Genomic DNA, 21,102 nt, shown 5'->3' with positions numbered 1-21,102 from the left:
GATCGGTCCATGCCCGGGGTTGCCCACGCGATGAAATGTACCCTCCGGTAGCGGTCGATTTCGAAGGCGCGTCACCAGTAGTTCGGTCGCCGCCAGGTCGGTCGCTGCGAACCGACCGTCTCAGGGTCGCTGCGAACCGACCGACGTAACCGCCTCGGTGAGCACGTCGACGCCGATCTCGAGACTCCGCTCGTCGACGTCGAACGTCGGCGTGTGGTGTGAGGTCGGGTGGTCGGTCCCCACGATCAGGTACGTCGACCGGCCACCGTTCTCGTGAACGCGCTCCATCAGGAACGTCACGTCCTCGCTTGCACCTAGCTCGGCCGTCGGGACGACCGTGTCGACCGACGGGACTCGCCGGGCGGCCTCGCCGACGAACTCGCGAAGCACCGGATCGCTGTCGACCCGGATCGATTCGCTGATCCGCCGTGGCACCACGTCGCAGTCGTGAGTCTCGGCCGCCGCGTAGAGGATCCGTTCGAGCTCCGAGCGCGTGTACTCCATCAGCGCCGTCGTCTCGCCGCGGACCTCACCGTGAAGCGTGATCTCCTCGGCGATCACGTTGCTCGCGGTCCCACCTTCGACTCGACCGAAGTTCACTCGCGTCATCCCCTCGCTGTGGCGGGGGATACCGTACGCGTTCTGGACGGCCGTCGCCATCGCCTGCATCGCGTTCGTCCCGCCGCTCGGATCCTTGCCGGCGTGCGCGCTCGCGCCCTCAAACGTCGCGGTGATGTGGGCCATCGCAAGGGGTTTCACCGCCCCGGCAACGACCGTTCCCGTCGGGTGGTCTAACCCGAGATGGAACGCGAACAGGTAATCGACCTCGTCGACGAAGCCGCCCTCCGTGAGCGCCTTACCGCCGCCGGCGATCTCCTCGGCCGGCTGAAAGAAGACGACGAACCGCCCCGAGAAATCGCTCTCCTTCACCGCTTCGAGCACGCCGAGCGCGATCGTCGGATGTGCGTCGTGTCCGCAGGCGTGCATATACCCATCGTGTTCCGATCGGAATCCCTCGGCCGCCGGTCGATGGTCGGGAGCCGTCGATTCGGTGATCGACACGCCGTCCATGTCGACGCGGAGGCCGACGGTGGGGCCGTCCCCCCGTTCCAGAACGGCGACCGCTCCCGTGTGGCCCCCGGCGGTCCGGTCGAGGACGTCCGGTCGGACGCCGGCCTCAACCGCCCGGTCGTACCACTCGTCGAGCGTCTCCTCGTCCGGAACCGCCATTCGGTGCTCCGGGTCGATCGCCTCCCAGCCGACGGCGAGTTCGTCGACGCCGATCCGATCGACCTCCTCAGCGATCCGGGCGGTCGTCCGGAACTCACACCATCCGGGCTCCGGATGCCTGTGGAACGCCCGCCGGAGCTCCGGAAGCCGGGTTCGCACGTCGTGGGACATCTATCTTGGCGAGGGTATGCCACAGAGCTATTTAATCTCCCTGTGCGGAGCCCGCGGACGATTCGCGGTCGCGCCGGCTGCTCCGATGGCTACGCCGGGGCGACGTGTTGGGCGGTGACGTGTTCGATCCCTTCGACGATCACGTCAAGGGCAGTCTCCGCGAGCGTCTCGGTGATCACGAGCGGCGGGAGCAGCCGGAGGACGTTGCCGTTGCGGCCCGCCTTCCACACTAACACGCCGTGTTCGAAGCAGTAGTCCTGGAGGTCGTCGACGAGATCGCCGAGTGGCTCGCCGTCCGCGTCGCGGAACTCCGCGCCGATGAACAGCCCGGTCCCACGGACCTCGACCAGCGTGTCGACCTTCTCGCCGACATCGCGGAGCCGTGTGCGGATCGCGGACCCCAGTTCACGGGCGTGAGCGAGCAGGTTGTGGTCCTGAATGTACTCGATCGCCCGACTGCCGGCGCGCATGCCGACGACGTGACCGCGGTAGGTGCCCGCGTGGTCGCCCGACCCCCACGTGTCGAGATCCTCGTGATACATCGTCGCGGACAGCGGGAAGCCGATGCCGCCAAGCGCCTTCGCCGAGGTCATCACGTCCGGCGTCACCCCCGCCCAGTCGCTGGCCCACCACTCGCCCGTGCGACCGAACCCGCTCTGGATCTCGTCGAACACGAGCGGGATGTCGTTGTCCGTCGCGATGTCCCGGAGTCCCTGTAAAAATCCCTCCGGCGGCGTCACGATTCCGCCCTCACCTTGAATCGGCTCGACGAAGATCCCGGCGGGGTTCGCAAGACCGCCGTACGGGTCCTCGACGATCGACTGGACCTCCTGTAAGGCGTGTTCGACTGACGCCTCCGGTGACGTGCCGTCACGGAGCGGGTACGGGTACGGGGCGTGGACGACGTCGCCGAGCAGCGGCGTGTACTGTCGTTTGAACTCCTTGTTCGACGTGACGCTCATCGCACCGGCGGTCGCCCCGTGATAGGACCCGCGGAAGGCGATGAGTCCGTCACCGCCGGTGTTGTACTTCGCCAGCTTGATCGACGCTTCGACCGCGTCGCTACCGGTCGGTCCGCCGAAAACGACGCGGTTCTGCCCGGCGAGCCCGTCGGGGGCGATCTCGTCGAGCTTCTCGATGAGCTCCAGCCGAGCCTCCGTGGGGAAGTCCACCGTATGAACCAGCCGGCTCGTCTGTTCTTGCACCGCCTCGAGCACATACGGATTGGCGTGGCCGACGTTCAACACGCCGATCCCCGCGAACATGTCGATGAACGTGTTGCCGTCGGCGTCGCGAACCGTCGCACCCTTCCCCTCTTTAAACGCGATCGGGATGTCCTCGGGGTACGCGACCGCGCTGCTGTCGATACGCTGCTGTTTCTCGATCAGCCGTCGACTGTTCGGTCCGGGAACCGAACCCACGTCCGGCGCGTCTTCGAAGTGGATCTCGTCGATCGGTGGTCCTGCCGTCATGTCTCCACCCACGGGGAACACGAATAAATAACTTGTTCACGATTTTCACCACCGGCGTAAACAGTATCTGATACAGCGTGGGCTCGTTCCGATCTGCGGGGCCGCTCGAACGGCCTCTCGGACGATCAGCTCCCGGATTCGGCGGGAGGATTTAATACAAGATCAAACGAATGTCAACATGGGTGAAAGTCCGTGTACGACAACATCCTCTATCCGACGGACGGGAGCACTGGGTCGGAGGTAGCCGCGGCTCACGTACGGGAACTGGCCTCGGCGTTCGATTCGACGGTACACGTCCTCTACGTGGTCGACGCGAGACACCTCGGGTTCGGGATGAGCGGCGACCATCACGGCGGCGACGGTCCGGGGATGAGCGGAACCCACATTACCGGCGGCCAGCCCGGAATGATCGGGGATCGGCTCGACGCCGAGGAGGCGAAAGAGGAGCTGGTCGAGGAGGGCCGCGAGTTCGTCGATCGAACGGCGGAGACGTTCGAGGGAGTCGACACGGAGTCGTTCGTCCTCACGGGGAACCCGCATACGGCCATCGTCGACCACGTGGAAGAACACGGCATCGACCTCGTGGTGATGGGGACCCATGGCCGAACCGGCGTCGACCGACATCTACTCGGTAGCGTCACCGAGAAGGTCGTCCGGATGTCGGACGCGCCGGTCGTGACCGTTCGAGGCGCCGAGACGGACGACTGACCGGTCAAGCTGACGGGGCGACCGACCGTTCGGGTCACGTGACCCGAACCGGCGTTCCGAAACCCTTACTCCCGGTCCGTGGCAGGTGACCGTATGAGCGATACGTCGAACCCGGACGGTGAGTCGGGTGGCGATCCCCCCACGGTCGATCCGGAGGAGGTGGAACACGTCGCGGAGCTCGCCCGCGTGCGCCTCGACGAGACGGAGGTCGAACGGTTCGCCGAGGAGTTCGCCGAGATCCTCGAGTACTTCGAGGCGCTCGACGAGGTCCCTGAGACGGACCGCGAGGAGGAGCTCGTCAACGTGATGCGCGCCGATGAACTCGAGGAGAGTCTCACGCAGGCCGAGGCGCTCGAAAACGCCGCCGAGACCGAGGACGGCTTCTTCAAAGGACCGAAGGTGTCGTAGATGTCCGCCGACATCAACGCCTTCATCACCGAGACTCGGATCGAGGGTGACGACGACGGACCGCTCGCCGGCCGAACGGTCGCCGTCAAGGACAACATCTCCACCGCTGGCGTGCGGACGACCTGCGGCTCGGAGATGCTCGCCGACTACGTGCCGCCGTACTCGGCGACGGTCGTCGACCGCCTGACCGACGCGGGCGCGACGATCGTCGGAAAGACGAACATGGACGAGTTCGGGATGGGGACGACGACGGAGACGTCCGCGTTCGGCCCGACCCGAAATCCGGCCGATCCGGAGCGTGTCCCCGGCGGCTCGTCGGGCGGCTCCGCGGCCGCAGTCGCCGCCGGCGAGGCCGACATCGCGCTCGGGTCGGACACCGGCGGCTCGGTGCGATGTCCGGCCGCGTTCTGTGGCGTCGTCGGCATCAAACCCACGTACGGGCTCGTCTCGCGATACGGGCTCGTCGCGTACGCGAACTCGCTCGAGCAGATCGGACCAATCGCGAACACCGTCGAGGACGCGGCGGCCGCGCTCGACGTCATCGCCGGACCCGACCCCAACGACGGCACGACCCGCGACCCGCGCGACGTCGACGGCGCGAGCGACGATCCGGAGTACGCCGCGGCCGCCGACGGTGACGTGGACGGACTCACGATCGGCGTGCCGACGGAGCTGTTCGAGGGAGCCGACGAGCGCGTCGTCGAAACGGTGGAGGCGGCGATAGCGGGGCTCGAAGCACGGGGCGCGACGACGACTGCTATCTCGCTTCCCTCCGTCGAGCACGCCGTCCAGGCGTACTACGTCATCGCGACCAGCGAGGCGTCCTCGAACCTCGCGCGGTTCGACGGCGTTCGGTACGGCCACCGCGCCGACTCCGACGGGAACTGGAACGAGGCGTTCGCCGAAACCCGCGAGGCGTTCGGCGCGGAGGTGAAACGCCGGATCCTCCTCGGCACGTACGCGCTCTCAGCGGGATACCACGACAAGTACTACAAGAAGGCACAGGACGCCCGCGCGTGGGTCCGCGAGGATTTCGAGGCCGCCTTCGAGGAAGTCGACGTCGTCGCCTCGCCGACGATGCCCGTCCTGCCGTTCGAGCTGGGCGAGAGCCTCGATGACCCCCTTCGGATGTATCTCGCGGACGCGAACACGACGCCAGCGAACCTCGCGAACCTCCCCGCAATCTCCGTTCCCGCGGGCGAGGCGGACGGGCTACCGGTCGGCCTCCAGCTGGTCGGGCCGAAGTTCGACGAGGAGACGATCGTTCGCGCCGCGAGCGCAGTCGAGACGAAATGAGCCTGACTGACGAGGAGCTAGAGCGGCTCGCGGACATCGTCCGCCTCCAGCCGACAAAGAACGCGGAGCTGGAGGAGGCGTGGGGCGTCGACGGGGGTAGCGAGGTGCACCGATACCTCGAGAACCACCTGAAGGAGTACTACTACCGCGACGACGACAGCCTCATCCGGGCGACCACGGAGGCGAACGACCTCGTCGACGTCGAGCCGGGTATCGAGGCGGACGACGACGCGAAGGGCGGTGTGCCGAACACCGTTCGCGTGCCCGAGCTCGAGGCGCAGGTGTTCGCGGTCGTCGCGGGGCCCGAGGACCGCTCCGAGTCGGTCGTCAGCGTTCTCAACAAGCTTCGCGCGGAGTACGACATCGACCCGGAGGCCGGCGATGTCCGGCGAGCGCTCCAGAGCCTCCGGCGAAAAAACGTCGTCGAGGTCATCTACCGGACCGTTCCGACGTTCAAGCTGGCCGTCGAACGCGACGACGTGACCGTCGAGGTCGCGAACTGAGGCGCGCTGCTGCCGCCGGGCCGATCCACCCATCGACCGCTTGCCGGACCGCTTTCCCACCGCAGGTGTGACGAGCGCTTTTAACCTCGCCGTGTGAACCGGTCGCTCGATGACCGACGAGACGACCGTTCTCGAGCGTGCAAGACGGAACGCGACGGGGATCGTGGCAACGGCGGTTACCGGAACGTGGCTCGCGGCGCTCATGCTCGGAGCCGACTGGTGGCTCGCGGCCATGCTGTTCGGTTACATCGTCATCGTCCCCGTGACGGCGATGTTGTTCGACGACGAGGATCCGGAGACTGTGAACGACTCCGCCGTCGAGGCGAGAGCGGGACGGACTCGCGCGAGCGCCGGTGGTCGAACCGACGCGCTCGAACTGATCAGAACCCGATACGCTGCGGGTGAACTCACGGACGAAGCGTTCGAGCGGAAGCTCGACCGCCTGCTGGAGACGGAGACGATCACGGACGCCCAAGAGTGGATGGACCGGACGCGGGACGACGATGGGAGGGCAAACGCGACCGACCGCGACGCGGAGTCGAGCGCCGCGACGGAGCCCGATCGGTGAGATCCGGGTACGTCTCTACTCGAGTTTGACGGCCGTGCCGTACGCGAGGATCTCGGCTCCGCTGTCCGCGATCGACGACGTGGTGAACCGGACGTTGACGACGGCGTCGGCGCCGAGCGCCTCGGCTTCCGCGATCATCCGGTCCTGCGCCTGATCGCGGGCGTCGGTCATCAGCTCGGTGTAGCCTTTCAGCTCGCCTCCGGCGAGGTTTCTGAGACCCTGCGTTATGTCCCGACCGACGTTTCGTGCGCGAACCGTGTTGCCGCGAACGACGCCGAGCGTCTCGCGTATCTCGCGACCGGCGACGCCGTCCGTGTTGGAGAGCTCCATGCCCGGCCGTCCCGCCGGAACGGCATAAGTCATCGCCTTGGTGTGTGTTCGGCCCGGGGGTGTGTTCGGCTTGGGGTGTGTTCGACCCGGGGGTGTGTTCGGCTTGGGGTGTGTTCGGATTGGGATGTGTTCGGCTTGGGGTGTGTTCGGCTTGGGGTGTGTTCGGATCGACCGATCGGTCCGTGCAACACGGTCGTTCAACGTCGTCGCCTTTTAAGTAACATCGCGAACGACGACCGCCATGCGCTTCGATCACGTTGGGGTCGCTACCAACGACGCCGGCTCGCTGGCCGAACTGTTCGAGCCGCTCCTCGACGCGCCGGTCGTCCACGAGGAGACGTTCGACGGGCTCCGAGTGGCGTTCCTCGAGCTCGACGGCGACGGCGGATACGTCGAGCTACTGGAACCCGTCGAAAGCGGACCCGTCGCGGAGTATCTCGACCGGAACGGTCCCGGGATCCACCACGTCGCACTCGTGACCGACGACGTGGCGGCGGCGCTTAACCGCGCTCGCGACCTCGGGATCGACCTGGTCGACGAGGAGCCGCGCCCGGGCGCGTGGGGGCACGACGTGGCGTTTCTCCACCCTCGATCGACCGGCGGTGTGCTCGTGGAGTTCGTGGAGCACTGAGTCCGTCGAGCACTGGGTTCGTCGAGCACTGCGTACGTCGGGCCACAGCGTACGCCGAGCACCGAACTCGGCGATACGCTCTCTTCGCGGTTTGGGTGCCCGTCGACGCCGTTAGGATGACTACCGGCCGAAACCGAAAGGACCCTGCGGACCGTACGAACGAGCGTGTACGCCGGACTGAAGAACACGCCGTGTTGTCTCTGTGGTCGTGACGACACCCACACGCGGATCGAGCTGCCACCCCGAGCGTTGAACCTGATGGAGAACGGCGACCCGATCGCGTGGCGGGACGTCGTGGGAACGGTGACGCTGCGGTTCTGCGAGAGCGACTGGGAGCTCGTGCGGGATCTCGCGATCGAGATGGACGCCCACCCCCTCTCGCGGTGTAACGCCGCCCACGTCTCGCTCGACCTCCGGGAGGACCACGAGGCGCTTTTCACCGCGACGAAGCCAGCGACGGACCAGACCGAGCTCGAAGCGCGGGTCGAAAGCGACGCCGAGGCGACGCTGCGGGCGGCCGAGGACCCACACACCGACGATCGCGACATCGTGGAGGCGCTCGTGACGTTGCGGGCGCTCGACGAACTCGGCGTTCGCCGGGCGACCGACACGGTCGGGTGAGTCGCGCGACGCGTCGGACGACGAAGATGGTTCTCGCTCGCTCCAACAGATCGGAGAAACCGGCCGCAGCCGGGCCGTCTCAGTCGTCCTCGAGCGCCTGCGCGATGCGCTGCAGCTGACGTGTGACGTCACGAACCTCGTCGCGGAGCTGACGTACCTCACGGACGAGCTCCTCGTTTCCGACCTCGGAACCACCTTCCTCGCGTCCGCTCGGGCCGCCACCCATGCCCGGTGGACCGCCGGAGCCGCCCGGACCGCCCGGCCCGCCGCCCATCATTCCGGACATCATCTGTGCGAACGGGTTGCCGCCGCCACCGCCCATCCCGGGCGGGCCACCGCCGCCCATCATCTCCTCGGGACCCGGCCGGTCGCCCTCCTCGCGCTCCTGCTCGCGTCGCTCACGGATCTCCTCGACGCGCTCGCGAAACGACTTCTCCTCCTCGTCGCCGTCGTTCCCGTTGGTCGCTTCCTCGTCACTCGGTTCGTCGCCGGCGTCGTCAGTCGCTTCGTCCGTCATGACTCCCGGTTCGGGACGGCCTCCGAAAAGGATTGTTGCTCCGACCGCGCCGGAGCGTTTATATAACCAACTTCGCAGTCAGCCCGAGCGGGGAACCGACGATCGGGGTCCACTCGGGGAGAAATCGACCGAGCTGGCTCATTCGAGCCGAGATCGACCGGGCGGATTCACTCGTGGCCCGAAACGTTGACGGGCTCGTACGGCTCCTCGAGCCACTCGATGTCGGAGTCGGACAGATCGATATCGAGCGCCTCGACGGCGTCCTCCAGGTGTTCGACGCTCGAGGTGCCGACGATCGGAGTGTCGACCCACTCCTTGTGAAGCAGCCACGCCAGCGCGATCTGGGCCATCTTGACGCCCGCTTCGGCGGCCAGCTCCTCGACGCGTTCGTTGATCTCGCGGCCGCCGCCCTCGCGGTACGGATGTTCGTACATGTGCTCTTCCGAGGCTCCGCGCGTCGTCGCGTCGATCTCCTCGTGCGGCCGGGTCAGGTAGCCGCGAGCGAGCGGGCTCCACGGCAGCACCCCGACGCCCTGTGTTTCACAGTACGGGAGCATCTCGCGTTCCTCCTCGCGATAGACGAGATTGTAGTGGTTCTGCATCGTCGCGAACTCCTCGAGCCCCTGGCGGTCGGAGGTGTGAAGCGCCTCGGCGAACTGGTGGGCCCACATCGACGAGGCTCCGATGTGCCGCACCTGTCCGCGACGGACCGCGTCATCGAGTGCTGCCAGCGTCTCCTCGATCGGCGTGTCATCGTCCCACCGATGGATCTGATAGAGGTCGACGGTCTCCATCCCGAGTCGGTCGAGGCTGTTCGCCAGCTCCTGCTCGATGGCCTTTCGCGAGAGGCCACCCGAGTTCGGGTTCGAATCGTCCATCCTGAAGTACCCCTTCGTGGCGACGACCGCCTCCTCGCGATGTCCCTCCAGCGCCTCGCCGAGAACGCGCTCCGACTCCCCGTTCGAGTACATGTTGGCGGTGTCGAAGAAGTTCACACCGAGTTCGAGCGCGCGCTCGACCAGCCGCTGTCCCTCCTCCTCGCCGAGGACCCACTCGCGCCACTGCGGATCCCCGAAACTCATGCAGCCGAGACAGATCCGCGAGACGGTCGTACCCGTGGAGCCGAGCGTCGTGTACTCCATACCGCGGGACTCGACCGGAGGATACAAAAATGTGGGCGCGATCGTGAAGACCGACTCCGGGACGCCGGGATGGAAGCCACTTGCACGCCGAACAGTCGATGTCTTGATACACCGCGAGAACCCCGCCGTTCACGGCGCTGAGTAACTCACTCGTTCCGGAACGAGGCCGTGTACACGAGGAACGCGCCGGTAAGGATGACGAACGAGAGGAACGTCACGAGCGCGAGCACGTTCGCGATCGGATCGAGCGGATCGAGGAACTGCTGACCGGTCGTGTCCAGTACGAGCACCGCGAGAAGGGCGGCTATCAGTCCGAGAAGCCAGTTCGTGAGTACGCGTTCCATATCCGACTCTCGACTGGACAAGGTAAAAAAGGGGTTGGTCGGCATGTTCGGAGGACCGCTCTCCACCGTCGCCCTCCCGTCAGTCACTCCGCTTCGAGGAGTCGACGGAGCCGTGGAAGCGCATGTTCGTAGCCGAGCGCGACGACTCCGACGTACAGTGCGATCGCCCCCATCCCGGCGGACCAGATGCCGACGACGACATCGCCGCCGGTCACGGCTCCGAGACCGAACAGCTCGAGCGCGATGCCGGCCACCGCGGCGGCTCCAGCACCGATGACGATAACGAGGAGCTCCACGAGCTCCGCGAGAAACCCGGATAGCCTTTCCATACCGACCATCGGATGTCGGTCGACATGAGTGTTTCCCAGGAGCTATGTTCTCTATGCACTCGGTGCCCCGAACTCGTGGACTGTCGAACGCGGATCGCGTTGGCCGACCGGCCAACCGTCGACGTCGACGATGGGTTTCTCGACCTGGTCCTGCAACCGATCGATCTCGATGTGAGCGTCCCCGAATCGGCTGATGACGACCGTATCGACACCAAAGCGGACGACGACCGTTTCGGCGGCGTATCCACGACGATGCTTCCGCTGTTGACTACTTCATACCGAACGCCCGCATCGTCGAGTCGGCGATCCCCTTCGCGATGAGCGCGAGTCCAGCGAGAAGGATCATCACGCCGGCGCCGACGACCGGGTCGTGAATCGTCAACAGCGCCACGGCGAGAAAGACGACGATCACGCCAATGATGCCTTCGAAGCCGAGTGTCTTTCGCATACGTCAACGTTTCTGAACGGGGGTAAAAAGACCCCGTCCGGACGCTCGGACGAACGCGGTCGGCAGCGACACGGTTTAAATGTGAGACGGAGAGTGGTCCTTTTAAGCCCCGAGACACGTATCGCCGCATACGCATGAGCGACGGAGACGGCGACGGTCGACGTGACCTCCGGATGCCCGACGACGACGAGGTGTTCGCCGAGGTCGTGGATATGCTCGGAGCGAACCGCGTAAAAGTCCGCTGTGCGGACGGAAAAGAGCGCACGGCGCGGATCCCGGGTCGCATGCAAAAGCGGGTGTGGATCCGCGAGGACGACATCGTGCTCGTCGAACCGTGGGACTGGCAGGACGAGAAAGCGGATATCTCGTGGCGCTACGAGAAAAGCGAGGCCGAACAGCTTCGCGAAGAAGGCCACCTACAGTAGCGCTCGCCGAGACGACAACAAACTTCGACGCTTGGGGAGGTGGTCTCTATCGGCGGTCGTCAGAACGCTCACTCGCGAAGAAACTGCTCGGGCGTCATACGTGAGAGACGCATCGCGTTCCCGGTGACCCCGAGGCTCATTCCCATGTCGCCGACGAGAACGGCGATCGCGACGCTCACGTAACCGAACGGTACCCCGACCGCGAGCAGGAGCTTCACGCCGAGGCTGCTCCAGATGTTCTGTCGGATCACGCCGTTCGCCTTATTCGACAGCGCACACAGGTACGGGAGTTTGCCGACGTCGTCGCCCATCAGCGCGATGTCGGCCGTCTCGATCGCCGTGTCGGTTCCGGCGGCCCCCATCGCGACGCCCACGGTGGCGGTCGCCAGCGCCGGCGCGTCGTTGATCCCGTCTCCGACCATCGCCACTTCCCCGTACTCGCTTTGTAACTCCTCGACCGCAGTGACCTTCTCGTCGGGCAGCAGTTCCGCCCGATGCTCCTCGATGCCGAGCTCCGCCGCGACGGCTCGTGCGGTTCCCTCGTTGTCTCCGGTGAGCATCACCGAGGTGACGCCGAGCCGTCGAAGGTTTTCAACGGTGCGAGCGGCCTCCGGCCGAAGCTCGTCAGCGACCCCGACGATCCCGACCAGTCGGTCGGCGGTCCCGACGAGCACCACCGTTTTCCCCTCATCCTGTAACTCGGCGATCACGTCTCGATGGCGGCTCGGCGCATCCGCGACCCCGGACTCGACGACGCCACCGTCGGAGATCGGACCGGATCCATGGGTTTCCGGACCTGCTCCACCGATATCGATTCCCAGCTCCTCGAACAGGCCGGGCTTGCCGGCGTAGTACGTCGTCCCGTCGATCCGACCCCGGACGCCCTTTCCGGTGACGCTCTCGAACTCCGACACGTCGGGAAGCCGGAGGTCGCTCTCGTCAACACGGTTCAGGATCGCGTCCGCGATCGGATGCTCGCTCCGGCGCTCGATCGCACCAGCATACCGTAACACGTCGGACTCGGACGCGTCACTGACGGGAACGACGTCGGTGACCGCGAGCTCACCCTTCGTCAGCGTACCGGTTTTATCAAAGGCGACGGCCTCGACGCCACCCATCGCTTCGAGGTGGTTCCCACCTTTGATCAACACGCCGTTTTTCGCGGCCGAGGTGACGCCGGACGCGACGCTGACCGGCGTGGAGATGACGAACGCGCACGGACACGCGATGACGAGAAGCGTCAGTCCGCGGACGAACCACGTCAGCCACTCACCGACGAACGTGTGTGTAAACCCCGCGACCCCGACGGAGACGGCCCCATCGATCAACAGCGGGGGTAGCACCGCCGTCAGCACCGCCAGCACGACCACGGCTGGCGTGTAGTAGCCGGCGAACCGGTCGACGAACTGTTCTTTTGCCGTGCGTTTCGCCTGCGCGTTGCGAACGAGTTCGATGACGTGTGCGAGCGTGGACTCCTCCGCGGTCGCCGTGGTCTCGACCTCGAGATACCCTGCCTCGTTGAGGGTTCCGGCGTACACCTCGTCACCCTCCGTCTTGTCAACCGGGACGCTCTCGCCGGTGATCGGCGACTGGTCGACGGCGCTCGCGCCGTCCCGAACGACTCCGTCGACCGGAATCTTCTCTCCCGGACGAACAGCGACGATCTCTCCGAGTTCGACGGCCTCGACCGGTACGGCGACCTCCTCGCCGTCTCGGAGCACGGACGCCTCGTTCGGCGCGAGCTCCAAGAGCTCGCGCAACGAATCGCGGGTCCTGTCCATCGCGTACCGTTCGAGCAGCTCGGCGATGCTGAACAGGACGGCGAGCGTCGCGGCCTCGATGAACAGCCCGATCGCGGTGGCGGCGACGATCGCCGTCCCCATCAGGAGATCGATGTCGAGGCTCCGAGCACGCGCGGAGTAGTAGCCGCTCCGGACGACCGGTGCCCCGCTCGCCGCGATGGCGACGACGAACGCCACATCCGCCATCGTGAACGTTATCACCGGCGTCACGAGAACCGCGAGATCCCACCCGGTGACGACGAACGTGGTGAGGAGCCCGACGGCGAGGAAGACGGCCCCGATCCACGTCCTGACCGCTCGGTCACTCGTCCAGACCTCGGACGGCGGAGCGATCGTCGTCCCGCTCTCGTCGCCTCCGGACGGTCCACCCTCTACCGCGTAGCCGGCTCCCTCGATAGCGGCGACCACATCCGGTTCCGCCACGCGGTCCGGATCGTAGGTCACCGTCGCCGTGCCCTCGGTGGGCCGAAGATCGGTCTCGACGACGCCGTCGAGTCGGTCGAGTCCGTTTTCGACTTTCCCCGCACAGGAGGGACAGTCCATCTCCGGAACCGACACAGAGACGGCGTACCGTCTCGGCTCTCCATCCTCGACGCCGTCTTCCCCGTCACCGTTCCGACTCATTACCGGTAGAGACGAAGGGGATCCCGATACGAGTTGCTTGGAATATTCCAATGTCGTGTTGGCAGTACTGCTGTGCCGACCGCAGTTCGTCTCAAAGCGGCGTCGACGCGCCCTCCGATGAGCGCCCGCGAGCCATATGCCGTTTGGCGAGATAAGCCTCGGCTCGTCGTAGCCGATACGTCAGCGTCGATCGCGGCACGTCGAGCACGTCGGCGAGTTCATCGACACCGATCTCACGGGGCGTTTCGTAGTAGCCGTGTTCGACTGCCGCACGGAGCGCGTCCGCCTGCACCGCGGAGAGCTCACCGGAGCCGTGACCCGTCGGCGACGAGGGTGACGAGGCGTCCGTCAACCGCTCAAGCTCCAGTTCGGCACAGTCCCCGACGGCGGTTTCGATCGACTCGATGAACGCTCTGACGTCACCACTCCCCGAGTGGATGACGCGCCACGTGTACTCGCGACCTTCGTGTCGGGTCTCGAACAGCGCACCCTCTCCGAGATGGTCCAGTGCGATATGTGGGACGGAGACACACGTAGCGGTCCGCCGCCAGTACGAGTAACAGACGAGCGTCTCGTCGGTGTGCTCCAGAACCTGCGTCGTCTGTCTCGCTCCACAGTCCTCAGTGGCGAGACAGTCGGCGTAGTAGTCGCCAGTGAGGAACGCGTCCTCGATATCGTCGAGCGCAGCCGACGCTCCCGTCGCGTGATCGACGCGCCAGAGGCTCTCCTGTGTCGCGTGTAACGAAAGCGACCGGATCCGGGCCTCGGGGTGAGCCGCAAGCACGTCCGCCACGGCGTTGTGGCCGGCCTCATACTCGAGTGTGAACACGAGTTCGCGCATGCCGGATCTATCGTCGTGGGAGTAATAGGCGTTGGCTCACACGGACTCGACGCGGTGACGGATCACGTCGGCGTCGTCATCCCACTCGAAGTTCCCGCCGTGGGCGTCGATCATCCGTTGTTTGTAGGCGTCGAGATCCGGTGACCCCTCCCGGCGGGCGTCCTCGTCGGTCATATCGCCCAGCGTTCGCTCAGTGATGTCGATGACCTCGAATCGGTCGCCGTCGATTTCGAACCAGTCACCCTCCTCGGCATACTGCTGGCCTCGGTGGATCTGTGTCATCCGACCTGCGGCGACGGCCTCGATCGTCCGACTGTTCGGAAACACCGTTTCCGGGTCGATTTCCGCCATGGATCGGATTCGGAGGGGAGAAATATAAGCCTCCCGTCCCGAACTGGCGTGGCTCGTTCTGACGGTTGATTCCTCGGATAGTATATGGGATCAGATCCGTGTAGACGGCTCTATGACATCCTCATTACCCCAGATCGCTCGAAAACTTGTCAACCCCATGTCGTTCAACTACCGCCGAAGTCGTGTGCCGGCTCGTACGGTTCGAATGTGGATCGCATCACCGACCGGCAATACGGCGAATCCCGCCAGGTGAACTACCCCTGCCTACTCGCCGCCGTTGGCGTCTCCTTGAGGCAGGGGCTTCCTGTTTCAACGACGCGCTTTGCAGACACAACCGCAGTGTCCACAGGGAGCGCAGTCTCCACAGGCGTTCCTTCGGAGTGACCCACTCCTAGATTGGTGAGACCGCGAGAAAGAATGTTCCACGCTGCGTTTGCGTCCCTGTCTGCCTCGAAGCCACAGGCAGGACAGGAGTGCTCACGCACCCAAAGTGGTTTGTCGGTTTCGACGCCACACTGAGCGCACTCTTTGGTGGTTCCTTCGGGTTCCACGTCCACGAAGTGCGTGCCTTCACGTTTGCACTTGTATTCGAGCAACGAGAGGAACGTTCGCCACGCCGCCGATGCGGTGTTGCGGCTGTTCGACGGCGATTCTAGCATTCCTTTCACGTCAAGGTCTTCGACGGCCACCAAGTCGTATTCCCGAGCATAGTAGTTCGACAATTTATGCAGGAAGTCACGCCGCTTGCGCTTGATTTGTTGGTGACACTCGGCTACCGTCTGCCGTTGTTTCTCCCAGTTGTTCGACCCATGCTCTTTGCGCGAGAGGTTCCGCTGCTCTCGTTCAAGCCTGTCGCGTTCCTCCGAAAGGTCGAGTGAACCAACTGCCGTGCCGTCAGTGTCGTGGGCATACTTCAGAACCCCCACGTCGATGCCAACCATCTCGTCGGCGTCGATCTCCGCCAGCGACGGTTTGGGCGGTTCCTCTTTGTCGTCAACGGCGAAGGAGGCATACCACTCCCCGGTTGGTTCTTTCTTGAGCGTGGCTTCTTTGACTGTTTCATCGTCGGGAATGTCTCGGTGGCACTCTATTGGAATATCCGCGAGTTTCGACAGTGAGAGCACAGTCTGACCGTTCTTCTTGTCGAACTCGAAGCCAGACTGGACGTATGTGAAACTGCGGAAGTCTCTGGGAGCTTTCCAGTTTAGACTCCCGACGTTGTAGCCCTTGTCTTTCAGTTCACCGAGTGCCGTGATACTGTCTTCGATCCGCATGACAGCGGCCTGTGTAACCGTTGAATACAGGTCGTTCAATTCGTCCCACCACCCTTTGAGGTCAGTGAGTTGATCGCGGACTTGTCGCACTCGTTGGTTGAGTGTACCCTCTGATTCGGGAATTTTGTTAAACTCCCTGAGAGCGTGGTTGTAGAGTTGCCTACAGGTGTCTCGGTGGTAATCCAACAACTCACGCTGTTCGGTGGTTGGCTTGAGCCGGAACCTGTAGGCGTAGTGCATCGGTTACTCGGTTGGTTCTGACGTTCGGACGATCTTCACGTCTGCGCCACGCCAGTCTTTGGGAACGAGGACGTGTGCGCCGTTGCCGGTGGCTTTTACCTCGCCTTCGATGACTTCGTGGCCTTCAATTTCGTGTCTATCCATCACCTATGTTTAGACATTGTTTCAACATAAACGTATCGGTTCGTGGGCCTGTGGGCCAGCAACAAGCAGGCGCATGATAGATGATGACGGCGGTGTATCCCCTCCCTACTGCGCTACTCGGCCTTCGGCCTGCGTTGCTCCTTGAGGAAGGGGGCTTACCGCCTGTAATCAGCTAACGCGCCGAATCGGTGGGTTGTTCGTCCTGAACGACGACACCGTCAAGCGCCCCCGGTATCGGCGGGGTTTTTTGTCACCGACCCCACCGGTGGATATGGAGCTGTTCGCCGTTCCGGACCTCCCGGAGATCCGGGAGGGGGACGACCTCGCAGCGATGATCGACGACCGGGTCGATCTCCGGCCGGACGACATCGTCTGCGTCGCCAGCACGGTCGTCTCCAAGGCCGAGGGGCGCGTCTTCGACCTCGAGGAGTTCCCGCCGAGTCCGCGTGCGACCGAGATCGCCGACCGACTCGCGGCGCTCACGGACGAGGAGAAGGATCCGCGGTTCGCGCAGGCGGTGCTCGAGGAGTCGACGGAGCTTCTGCTTGAGGCCCCGTTCCTGCTCACCGCGACTCGGTTCGGCCACGTCGGCGTCAACGCCGGCATCGACCGGTCGAACGTCCCGGACGGCGATCTCCTGTTGCTTCCGAAACGCCCCTCCGACAGCGCCGCTCGACTCCGCGACGGGTTACCGGTGGACCGCGTCGTCGTCACCGACACCTGCGGGCGACCGTTTCGGCACGGCCAGCGCGGGGTCGCGATCGGCTGGGCGGGGCTGCCAGCGAGTCGCGACTGGCGTGGCGAACGCGACCGCGACGGTCGCGAGCTCGGCGTCACCGTGCAGAACGTGATCGACGAGATCGCGAGTGCCGCCAACCTCGTCGCGGGCGAGGGCGACGGCGGCACGCCGGTCGTCGTCGTCCGCGACTGGACGTTCGGCGACCACGGTGGCTCCGACAACCACTTCCGCGAGGTCGAGGGCGACTTCGTGCGACAGGCGCTTCGCGAGTGGCGCTACGAGGAGCGGTGACCGCGACCATCGCGACCACCGCTCATCGACTCCCGACGACCCGATCACACCAACTCACGCACCCATGCTCGGCATCGAACTCACCCCCGAACACGACCTGCATCGTCTCGTCGATCTCGGCGTCCGCGCCGAAACGGCCGGCTACGACGTCGTCTACTCGACGTGTCACTACAACAATCGCGACCCGTGGGCGTTTCTCTCGCGGCTCGCCGCGGAAACCGACTCGGTCCGTCTCGGCCCGGGCGTCGCGAACCCGTACGAGACCCATCCCGTGACGCTTGCCTCCAGCGTCGCCACGCTGGACGAAGCGTCGGCGGGACGCGCCGTCTTCGGAATCGGTCCGGGCGACCCGTCCACGCTGCAGAATCTCGGTCTGGCTGATCAGCGCGGGCTCCGCCCGGTGCTCGAAGCGTTCAAAACGGCACAACGACTGTGGGCCGGCGAGCGCGTCGACCACGAGGGAACGTTCGACGCGGCCGGAGCTGGACTCAACTACGAGCCGCCACAGGGTGCGGAGATCCCGGTGCACGTTGGCGGAGAGGGGCCACACATGTGTCGGATGGCCGCGAAACACGCCGACGGCCTCCTGTACAACGGCTCGCATCCCGGCGATCTCGCGTGGGCCCGCGAGCAGGTCGACGACGGGCTGACGGAGCGCCCGGACTCGCGCGGCGAGTTCAACCTGATCGCGTACGCCGCAGTCAGCATCGCGGAGGATGGCGAGACGGCCCGCGAAGCCGCGCGTCCCCCGGTCGCGTTCATCACCGCGGGTGCCGCGCCGCCCGTTCTACAGCGACACGGGATCGACTCCAACGCCGCCGAAGCGATCGGCGACCACGTTTCCGCCGGCGAGTTCTCGGAGGCGTTCGAGCGCGTGACGCCGGCGATGGTCGACGCGTTCTGTATGGCAGGAACGCCGGAGACGGTCCGCGATCGGGCGACTGCAGTCGCCGAGCACGCGGACGGACTCGTCGTCGGCTCGCCGATCGGACCCGATATCGAGGCCAGCGTGGACCTCGCGGCCGACGCCGTCGGTGACGTGTTTGATGACACGTAGCTAGCCGTCATCGTCCTGAATGTGGCGGTCGTCGTCCGGATCGCGGCGTTGCTGGTCAGGACTGTCGTCTACGACGACCGCGGCGGCGGAACGAGGAACACGTTTCCGGTCGCGTTTGCGACGACCTCCTCCGAGACGCTTCCGAGCAGCAGCCGTCGCAGCCGGCTCCGACCTCGCGAGCCGAGCAGGAGCGTACTCGGATCGTGCTCGCGTTCGGCCGCGAGGATCTCCTCGGCCGGATCGCCTCGACGGACCTCCGTGCGTGCGTCGAGTCCCCAGTCACCGAGCCGTTCGACCAGCTCGTCGAGTCTTGCGTCGACGTCTTTGGTACCCTCGCCCGTTTCATCTTTCGGTGATTCGACGTGAACGAGCGTCACCTCCGCGGTAGCGTGGCGGAGATACTCGAACGCCTGAAACGCCCGCTCCGCGTTCTCCGAGAAGTCGGTCGCAAACAGAGTGCGTTTGAACAGATGGCGTCGGATCGGCTCCGGATCGTCGACGCTACGCTCGATCCGGTCGACGAGAAGGGGGACGACGGTCGTCCGTGCGAGGTTCCGTGCCGTCGATCCAATGACGCGATTATCCAGCGGACTCTTCCCTCGCGATCCGACGAGGATCAGGTCAGCACCGACCGCCCCCGCGATCCCGTTGATACGGCGGTGGGGCGTTCCCCTGACGACGTGAGTTTCGACGCCGAATCCGGCCTCCTCTATCGTCGAACTGTACCGCCGGAGCGCGCGTCGCCGTCGTTTCTCGAAGTCGATTCCGGGCATACCCGAGTGGACGTTCGACGGGACGACGGTGACGAGGTGGATCCGCTCGACGCCGATCCGATCGAGACAGCCAAGCCCCGTCTCGGAGCGGATCATCGTCTCGCTCGCGTCCGAGAGATCGGTCGCGAGCACGGCTGACCGTCCCGTCATTCCGTATCCCTCTCACCGCCGTTCCGCACGACGTGGTTGAAATTGCTCATATAGCACAATACTAGACAACGCATAATAAGTATCCCGGTCGAGCGGGCCCGGCTGTAACGGGCTCCCTGTTCTCGGCTGCGCTCCGTCTCTGCCGGACCGCTGTCACGGCCCTGCAAACCAACACGTTCCGATAAACGCCACCATTGGCTTCGTTCGTACTTACCATCGATCGTTCGCGCATTGTCATCGAACGTTCGTGTATTGACATCGAACGTTCGTGTATTGACATCGAACGTTCACGTGTCGCCATCGATACCTCATCTGCTCCCAGCCGTCGGTTTTGTGCAATAACTTATCAATAAGTTATCGGGAGATATCCGTCCCTCACTCAAATATAGTATTGTGCAACAAGTCCAAAACCGTTATATCAGGGTGGCGACTACGGAGAAGTAACGACGGAACATGAAAACGACAATACTCCACAATACCGTTGGTGAGTGCCGATGACCGGAACGGAGCTGCTCGCGGGAGCATCCCCGACCGTTCAGGCGTTGGTTCTGCTAACGGTGGTGCTCGTCGAGGCCGCGTTGCTGTACGTCGGGTACGGGCTCGTAGAGGACGCGGTCGCTCCGACCGTCTTCGAGCGTCTCAGGCAAACGTAAATGTTCGAGCTACTTGGTCTCGGAGCCGATCTGTTCGCCCTGTTTATCCTCTTCGGCTTCATGGTCGGGGTGTTCTTCGGTTTCTTCGGCATGGGCGGGTCGTTCCTGGTGACGCCCGCGCTGCTGATCCTCGGATACCCCGCACCCGTCGCGATCGGGAGCTCGATGGCGTTCGTGTTCGGAACGGCCGTGATCGCGACGATCAAACACTACGACGCCGGTCAGGTCGACTATCGTCTCGGCGGATTAATGTTCGTCGGGATCGCGGTCGGGATCGAACTCGGTAGTCGACTCGTCTTCGGGCTCGAAGTGCTCGGAATCGCGAACCTCGTCGTCGGCATCGCGTACGTCCTGCTCCTCGCGGCGATCGGGGTGTTGTTCACCCGGAGCGCGCTCAACGAGAGCGACGACGACGCCGATGACGATGCCGACGCGGACGACGTCCCGGAGATCGCAAAGCGGATCCAGTCGTACAATCTGCCGCCGATGATGCAGCTCAAGGACGGCAGTCGGGCGTCGCTGTGGACGATCTCCGGCGTCGGAGGTGGCGTTGGAGTGATCTCCGGCTTTCTCGGTATCGGCGGTGGCTTCGTGCGAATGCCGGCGATCTACTACGTGATCGGTACGCCGCTCGCGATCGCGGTCGGCACGAGCCTGTTCGGCGCGCTCATGTCCGGTGCGGTCGGAGCGTTCACGTACGGCCGTGCGGGCGTGATCGACATCGGAATCGTGACGGCACTCCTCATCGGAAGCGCGCTCGGCGCACGGATCGGGTCGAGCGCGACCGCATACGTCGACGAGGACGACGTCACCATCTACTTCGGCGTCATGCTCCTGATAGCAGCCGTCGCCGTCGGACTCGGCGAGCTGGCCGATTGGCTCGCGAGGCCGATCCTCGATCAGATCAGCTTCGTGTTGCTCATCGGCTCCGCACTGCTCGTCTGTTCGGTGATCCTGTATCACGGTGCACTGGCCGTCCGCCGTAGCGGACGTATCGAACCTGCGCCCGGAGCCGAGTAA

General features: G+C 64.9%; 26 protein-coding genes. 12 read left to right on the top strand and 14 right to left on the bottom strand.

Going from position 1 to position 21,102, the window contains the following annotated elements:
* Positions 1 to 120: 120 nt before the first annotated feature.
* Together ACYQ0R_RS03930 and ACYQ0R_RS03925 are read right to left on the bottom strand one after the other, a co-directional pair.
* Entirely contained in the window at positions 121 to 1,401 is a 1,281-nt protein-coding gene (locus tag ACYQ0R_RS03930; protein WP_459821027.1) for an amidohydrolase, read from the bottom strand.
* 89 nt (positions 1,402 to 1,490) lie between these two features.
* Positions 1,491 to 2,873, bottom strand: a complete 1,383-nt coding sequence (locus ACYQ0R_RS03925) for an aspartate aminotransferase family protein (protein ID WP_459821026.1) — start codon at positions 2,871 to 2,873, stop codon at positions 1,491 to 1,493.
* Between the two features lie 192 nt (positions 2,874 to 3,065).
* On the opposite strand from ACYQ0R_RS03925, the gene ACYQ0R_RS03920 reads away from it, so the two are divergent.
* From ACYQ0R_RS03920 to ACYQ0R_RS03900, 5 genes are all read left to right on the top strand, one after another.
* Positions 3,066 to 3,581, top strand: coding sequence for a universal stress protein (locus ACYQ0R_RS03920; RefSeq protein WP_459821025.1), 516 nt, complete (start codon positions 3,066 to 3,068; stop codon positions 3,579 to 3,581).
* Positions 3,582 to 3,674: 93 nt separating this feature from the next.
* Positions 3,675 to 3,989 (top strand): Asp-tRNA(Asn)/Glu-tRNA(Gln) amidotransferase subunit GatC, encoded by a 315-nt coding sequence (gene gatC / locus ACYQ0R_RS03915; protein WP_459821024.1) that lies wholly within the window; start codon positions 3,675 to 3,677, stop codon positions 3,987 to 3,989.
* Positions 3,990 to 5,285: an Asp-tRNA(Asn)/Glu-tRNA(Gln) amidotransferase subunit GatA gene (gatA, locus tag ACYQ0R_RS03910; RefSeq protein WP_459821023.1), complete on the top strand. Its 1,296-nt coding sequence runs from the start codon at positions 3,990 to 3,992 to the stop codon at positions 5,283 to 5,285.
* Positions 5,282 to 5,788 (top strand): DUF5797 family protein, encoded by a 507-nt coding sequence (locus ACYQ0R_RS03905; RefSeq protein ID WP_459821022.1) that lies wholly within the window; start codon positions 5,282 to 5,284, stop codon positions 5,786 to 5,788. Before gatA ends, ACYQ0R_RS03905 begins: the two co-directional genes overlap by 4 nt.
* A 109-nt stretch (positions 5,789 to 5,897) precedes the next feature.
* Entirely contained in the window at positions 5,898 to 6,356 is a 459-nt protein-coding gene (locus ACYQ0R_RS03900; RefSeq protein ID WP_459821021.1) for an SHOCT domain-containing protein, read from the top strand.
* A 15-nt stretch (positions 6,357 to 6,371) separates the two neighbouring features.
* Here ACYQ0R_RS03900 and ACYQ0R_RS03895 read toward each other — a convergent pair whose 3' ends face one another.
* Positions 6,372 to 6,686, bottom strand: a complete 315-nt coding sequence (locus tag ACYQ0R_RS03895; RefSeq protein ID WP_459821020.1) for a YbjQ family protein — start codon at positions 6,684 to 6,686, stop codon at positions 6,372 to 6,374.
* A gap of 241 nt (positions 6,687 to 6,927) precedes the next feature.
* Between ACYQ0R_RS03895 and mce the strand changes: the two genes are divergently transcribed.
* Positions 6,928 to 7,317, top strand: a complete 390-nt coding sequence (gene mce, locus ACYQ0R_RS03890) for a methylmalonyl-CoA epimerase (RefSeq protein WP_459821019.1) — start codon at positions 6,928 to 6,930, stop codon at positions 7,315 to 7,317.
* Positions 7,318 to 7,482: 165 nt separating this feature from the next.
* Positions 7,483 to 7,938, top strand: coding sequence for a DUF7960 family protein (locus ACYQ0R_RS03885; protein ID WP_459821018.1), 456 nt, complete (start codon positions 7,483 to 7,485; stop codon positions 7,936 to 7,938).
* Between the two features lie 79 nt (positions 7,939 to 8,017).
* Here ACYQ0R_RS03885 and ACYQ0R_RS03880 read toward each other — a convergent pair whose 3' ends face one another.
* The 5 genes from ACYQ0R_RS03880 to ACYQ0R_RS03860 form a co-directional block, all read right to left on the bottom strand.
* A complete protein-coding gene (locus ACYQ0R_RS03880; protein ID WP_459821017.1) occupies positions 8,018 to 8,455 on the bottom strand; it encodes a hypothetical protein in 438 nt (145 codons plus the stop codon).
* 167 nt (positions 8,456 to 8,622) lie between these two features.
* Positions 8,623 to 9,597, bottom strand: coding sequence for an aldo/keto reductase (locus ACYQ0R_RS03875; RefSeq protein ID WP_459821016.1), 975 nt, complete (start codon positions 9,595 to 9,597; stop codon positions 8,623 to 8,625).
* Positions 9,598 to 9,743: 146 nt separating this feature from the next.
* Complete coding sequence (locus tag ACYQ0R_RS03870) at positions 9,744 to 9,941, bottom strand: hypothetical protein (RefSeq protein WP_459821015.1); 198 nt, start codon at positions 9,939 to 9,941, stop codon at positions 9,744 to 9,746.
* Positions 9,942 to 10,024: 83 nt separating this feature from the next.
* Entirely contained in the window at positions 10,025 to 10,270 is a 246-nt protein-coding gene (locus tag ACYQ0R_RS03865) for a DUF8151 family protein (RefSeq protein ID WP_459821014.1), read from the bottom strand.
* Between the two features lie 268 nt (positions 10,271 to 10,538).
* Positions 10,539 to 10,718, bottom strand: coding sequence for a DUF7470 family protein (locus ACYQ0R_RS03860; protein ID WP_459821013.1), 180 nt, complete (start codon positions 10,716 to 10,718; stop codon positions 10,539 to 10,541).
* A 134-nt stretch (positions 10,719 to 10,852) separates the two neighbouring features.
* Here ACYQ0R_RS03860 and eif1A point away from each other — a divergent pair, with 134 nt between their 5' ends.
* The gene (gene eif1A / locus ACYQ0R_RS03855; RefSeq protein WP_459821012.1) at positions 10,853 to 11,143 is read left to right on the top strand and encodes a translation initiation factor eIF-1A; all 291 of its coding nucleotides are present in this window, start codon (positions 10,853 to 10,855) and stop codon (positions 11,141 to 11,143) included.
* Between the two features lie 68 nt (positions 11,144 to 11,211).
* Here eif1A and ACYQ0R_RS03850 read toward each other — a convergent pair whose 3' ends face one another.
* The 5 genes from ACYQ0R_RS03850 to ACYQ0R_RS03830 all read right to left on the bottom strand — a co-directional run bounded on the left by ACYQ0R_RS03850 (position 11,212) and on the right by ACYQ0R_RS03830 (position 16,419).
* Positions 11,212 to 13,569 (bottom strand): heavy metal translocating P-type ATPase, encoded by a 2,358-nt coding sequence (locus tag ACYQ0R_RS03850; protein WP_459821011.1) that lies wholly within the window; start codon positions 13,567 to 13,569, stop codon positions 11,212 to 11,214.
* A gap of 91 nt (positions 13,570 to 13,660) precedes the next feature.
* A complete protein-coding gene (locus tag ACYQ0R_RS03845; RefSeq protein ID WP_459821010.1) occupies positions 13,661 to 14,410 on the bottom strand; it encodes a helix-turn-helix domain-containing protein in 750 nt (249 codons plus the stop codon).
* A gap of 36 nt (positions 14,411 to 14,446) precedes the next feature.
* Complete coding sequence (locus ACYQ0R_RS03840) at positions 14,447 to 14,761, bottom strand: ASCH domain-containing protein (protein WP_459821009.1); 315 nt, start codon at positions 14,759 to 14,761, stop codon at positions 14,447 to 14,449.
* Between the two features lie 254 nt (positions 14,762 to 15,015).
* Positions 15,016 to 16,275 (bottom strand): RNA-guided endonuclease InsQ/TnpB family protein, encoded by a 1,260-nt coding sequence (locus ACYQ0R_RS03835; protein WP_459821008.1) that lies wholly within the window; start codon positions 16,273 to 16,275, stop codon positions 15,016 to 15,018.
* Between the two features lie 3 nt (positions 16,276 to 16,278).
* Positions 16,279 to 16,419: a DUF2080 family transposase-associated protein gene (locus tag ACYQ0R_RS03830; protein ID WP_152663333.1), complete on the bottom strand. Its 141-nt coding sequence runs from the start codon at positions 16,417 to 16,419 to the stop codon at positions 16,279 to 16,281.
* A gap of 271 nt (positions 16,420 to 16,690) precedes the next feature.
* Here ACYQ0R_RS03830 and ACYQ0R_RS03825 point away from each other — a divergent pair, with 271 nt between their 5' ends.
* Entirely contained in the window at positions 16,691 to 17,449 is a 759-nt protein-coding gene (locus ACYQ0R_RS03825) for a coenzyme F420-0:L-glutamate ligase (protein ID WP_459821007.1), read from the top strand.
* Positions 17,450 to 17,513: 64 nt separating this feature from the next.
* Positions 17,514 to 18,506, top strand: a complete 993-nt coding sequence (locus ACYQ0R_RS03820) for a 5,10-methylenetetrahydromethanopterin reductase (RefSeq protein WP_459821006.1) — start codon at positions 17,514 to 17,516, stop codon at positions 18,504 to 18,506.
* A 68-nt stretch (positions 18,507 to 18,574) separates the two neighbouring features.
* On the opposite strand, the gene ACYQ0R_RS03815 is transcribed toward ACYQ0R_RS03820, so the two are convergent.
* Complete coding sequence (locus tag ACYQ0R_RS03815) at positions 18,575 to 19,429, bottom strand: universal stress protein (protein ID WP_459821005.1); 855 nt, start codon at positions 19,427 to 19,429, stop codon at positions 18,575 to 18,577.
* Between the two features lie 494 nt (positions 19,430 to 19,923).
* Here ACYQ0R_RS03815 and ACYQ0R_RS03810 point away from each other — a divergent pair, with 494 nt between their 5' ends.
* Complete coding sequence (locus ACYQ0R_RS03810; protein WP_459821004.1) at positions 19,924 to 20,082, top strand: DUF7512 family protein; 159 nt, start codon at positions 19,924 to 19,926, stop codon at positions 20,080 to 20,082.
* Entirely contained in the window at positions 20,083 to 21,102 is a 1,020-nt protein-coding gene (locus ACYQ0R_RS03805; protein ID WP_459821003.1) for a sulfite exporter TauE/SafE family protein, read from the top strand.

The organism is Halorubrum luteum (assembly GCF_054652935.1).
Note: the sequence above shows the minus strand (reverse complement) of the source record. Positions and strands in the feature narration are given on the sequence as shown.

What these genes read in the sequence shown, in the direction of transcription:
- ACYQ0R_RS03825 (WP_459821007.1), top strand. Translation starts at nt 16,691, where the DNA reads ATGGAGCTGTTCGCCGTTCCGGACCTCCCGGAGATCCGGGAGGGGGAC.
- ACYQ0R_RS03830 (WP_152663333.1), bottom strand. Translation starts at nt 16,419, where the DNA reads ATGGATAGACACGAAATTGAAGGCCACGAAGTCATCGAAGGCGAGGTA.
- ACYQ0R_RS03870 (WP_459821015.1), bottom strand. Translation starts at nt 9,941, where the DNA reads ATGGAACGCGTACTCACGAACTGGCTTCTCGGACTGATAGCCGCCCTT.
- gatC (WP_459821024.1), top strand. Translation starts at nt 3,675, where the DNA reads ATGAGCGATACGTCGAACCCGGACGGTGAGTCGGGTGGCGATCCCCCC.
- gatA (WP_459821023.1), top strand. Translation starts at nt 3,990, where the DNA reads ATGTCCGCCGACATCAACGCCTTCATCACCGAGACTCGGATCGAGGGT.
- ACYQ0R_RS03895 (WP_459821020.1), bottom strand. Translation starts at nt 6,686, where the DNA reads ATGGAGCTCTCCAACACGGACGGCGTCGCCGGTCGCGAGATACGCGAG.
- ACYQ0R_RS03865 (WP_459821014.1), bottom strand. Translation starts at nt 10,270, where the DNA reads ATGGAAAGGCTATCCGGGTTTCTCGCGGAGCTCGTGGAGCTCCTCGTT.
- ACYQ0R_RS03850 (WP_459821011.1), bottom strand. Translation starts at nt 13,569, where the DNA reads ATGAGTCGGAACGGTGACGGGGAAGACGGCGTCGAGGATGGAGAGCCG.
- mce (WP_459821019.1), top strand. Translation starts at nt 6,928, where the DNA reads ATGCGCTTCGATCACGTTGGGGTCGCTACCAACGACGCCGGCTCGCTG.
- eif1A (WP_459821012.1), top strand. Translation starts at nt 10,853, where the DNA reads ATGAGCGACGGAGACGGCGACGGTCGACGTGACCTCCGGATGCCCGAC.
- ACYQ0R_RS03860 (WP_459821013.1), bottom strand. Translation starts at nt 10,718, where the DNA reads ATGCGAAAGACACTCGGCTTCGAAGGCATCATTGGCGTGATCGTCGTC.
- ACYQ0R_RS03930 (WP_459821027.1), bottom strand. Translation starts at nt 1,401, where the DNA reads ATGTCCCACGACGTGCGAACCCGGCTTCCGGAGCTCCGGCGGGCGTTC.
- ACYQ0R_RS03905 (WP_459821022.1), top strand. Translation starts at nt 5,282, where the DNA reads ATGAGCCTGACTGACGAGGAGCTAGAGCGGCTCGCGGACATCGTCCGC.
- ACYQ0R_RS03925 (WP_459821026.1), bottom strand. Translation starts at nt 2,873, where the DNA reads ATGACGGCAGGACCACCGATCGACGAGATCCACTTCGAAGACGCGCCG.
- ACYQ0R_RS03845 (WP_459821010.1), bottom strand. Translation starts at nt 14,410, where the DNA reads ATGCGCGAACTCGTGTTCACACTCGAGTATGAGGCCGGCCACAACGCC.
- ACYQ0R_RS03810 (WP_459821004.1), top strand. Translation starts at nt 19,924, where the DNA reads ATGACCGGAACGGAGCTGCTCGCGGGAGCATCCCCGACCGTTCAGGCG.
- ACYQ0R_RS03835 (WP_459821008.1), bottom strand. Translation starts at nt 16,275, where the DNA reads ATGCACTACGCCTACAGGTTCCGGCTCAAGCCAACCACCGAACAGCGT.
- ACYQ0R_RS03900 (WP_459821021.1), top strand. Translation starts at nt 5,898, where the DNA reads ATGACCGACGAGACGACCGTTCTCGAGCGTGCAAGACGGAACGCGACG.
- ACYQ0R_RS03820 (WP_459821006.1), top strand. Translation starts at nt 17,514, where the DNA reads ATGCTCGGCATCGAACTCACCCCCGAACACGACCTGCATCGTCTCGTC.
- ACYQ0R_RS03815 (WP_459821005.1), bottom strand. Translation starts at nt 19,429, where the DNA reads ATGACGGGACGGTCAGCCGTGCTCGCGACCGATCTCTCGGACGCGAGC.
- ACYQ0R_RS03840 (WP_459821009.1), bottom strand. Translation starts at nt 14,761, where the DNA reads ATGGCGGAAATCGACCCGGAAACGGTGTTTCCGAACAGTCGGACGATC.
- ACYQ0R_RS03880 (WP_459821017.1), bottom strand. Translation starts at nt 8,455, where the DNA reads ATGACGGACGAAGCGACTGACGACGCCGGCGACGAACCGAGTGACGAG.
- ACYQ0R_RS03875 (WP_459821016.1), bottom strand. Translation starts at nt 9,597, where the DNA reads ATGGAGTACACGACGCTCGGCTCCACGGGTACGACCGTCTCGCGGATC.
- ACYQ0R_RS03805 (WP_459821003.1), top strand. Translation starts at nt 20,083, where the DNA reads ATGTTCGAGCTACTTGGTCTCGGAGCCGATCTGTTCGCCCTGTTTATC.